This window comes from Actinoallomurus acaciae, from assembly GCF_042429965.1.
Lineage (GTDB): Bacteria > Actinomycetota > Actinomycetes > Streptosporangiales > Streptosporangiaceae > Actinoallomurus > Actinoallomurus acaciae.
On record NZ_JBHLZP010001127.1, the window covers coordinates 1 to 1,007 of the forward strand.

1 protein-coding gene and 1 pseudogene are annotated in these 1,007 nt (G+C 73.5%); both read left to right on the forward strand.

Annotated features, from left to right (window positions below):
• Positions 1–217 (forward strand): annotated as a pseudogene (locus tag ACFFNX_RS51045) (cysteine--1-D-myo-inosityl 2-amino-2-deoxy-alpha-D-glucopyranoside ligase); the annotation flags it as partial.
• 163 nt (positions 218–380) lie between these two features.
• Positions 381–1,007 (forward strand): LacI family DNA-binding transcriptional regulator (locus ACFFNX_RS51050; protein ID WP_378213742.1); only part of this gene is annotated, 627 nt, incomplete at its 3' end.

The window sequence follows — 1,007 nt, forward strand, 5'->3', positions numbered from 1 at the left end:
CGCCGTCCGGCTCGCCGGCGGCCCGTCCGCGGCGACCTCCGCCGCGGACCTCCGCCGTCACCTGGCCGACGACCTCGACGCCCCCTCGGCGCTCGCCGCGGTGGACCGCTGGGTGGACCACGCCCTGAGCGTCGTCGCCGAGGACCGCGAGGACGAGGGTACGGCTCCGGACGTGTTCCGCCGCGCCGTCGACGCGCTGCTCGGCATCGTGCTGTAGCGGTCCGCGTACGGTCGGTCTGCCGGATAAGTGTTATCTGTCCGGCCTGGACAACAGACGCGAAACAAATGGCGATCTGTCCTTGACATACGGGTGTCCACGGTGCCAATTTGAACGATCAAACCGGCGATGAGCCGGGCACCCGCGCCAAGGGAGACTCGCCATGGGCCGTGGCGGAGACGCGACCGGCGTGACGATCTCCGAGGTCGCCGCCGCGGCCGGAGTCTCGCGCCAGACGGTCTCCAACGTGCTCAAGGCGCCCGAGCGGGTCGCGCCCGAGACGGCGGCGCGCGTGCGCCGGGCCATCGACGAACTCGGCTACCGGCCCAACCGCGCGGCCCAGAACCTCCGGCAGCGCGTGAGCCGGTGCATCGGCCTCAAGATGGTCTCCCCGGCCGGCGTCAGCGACCTGTTCGACCGGTTCCTGCACGCGCTCACCGAGGCCGCGGGCGACGCCGGATACCACGTGCTGCTCTTCAGCGCGGCCGGCGACGAGCTCACCACGACCGAGGACCTGATCCGCACCGGCACGGTCGACGCGCTGGTCCTGGTCGACGTCGAGGTGGGCGACCCGCGGCTGCCCTGGTTCACCCGGCGCGGGATCCCCTTCGTCTGCTTCGGCCGGCCGCGCGGGCAGGCGCGCGGGCGCTTCTGGTGGGCCGATGTGGACGGCGCGTACGGCGTCGCGCGTGCGGTGGACCACCTGGTCGCGCGCGGTCACAGCCGCGTCGCCTACCTCGGCTGGCCGCCGGGCAACGGGTTCGGCGACGACCGGCGCGCGGGCTGGGAG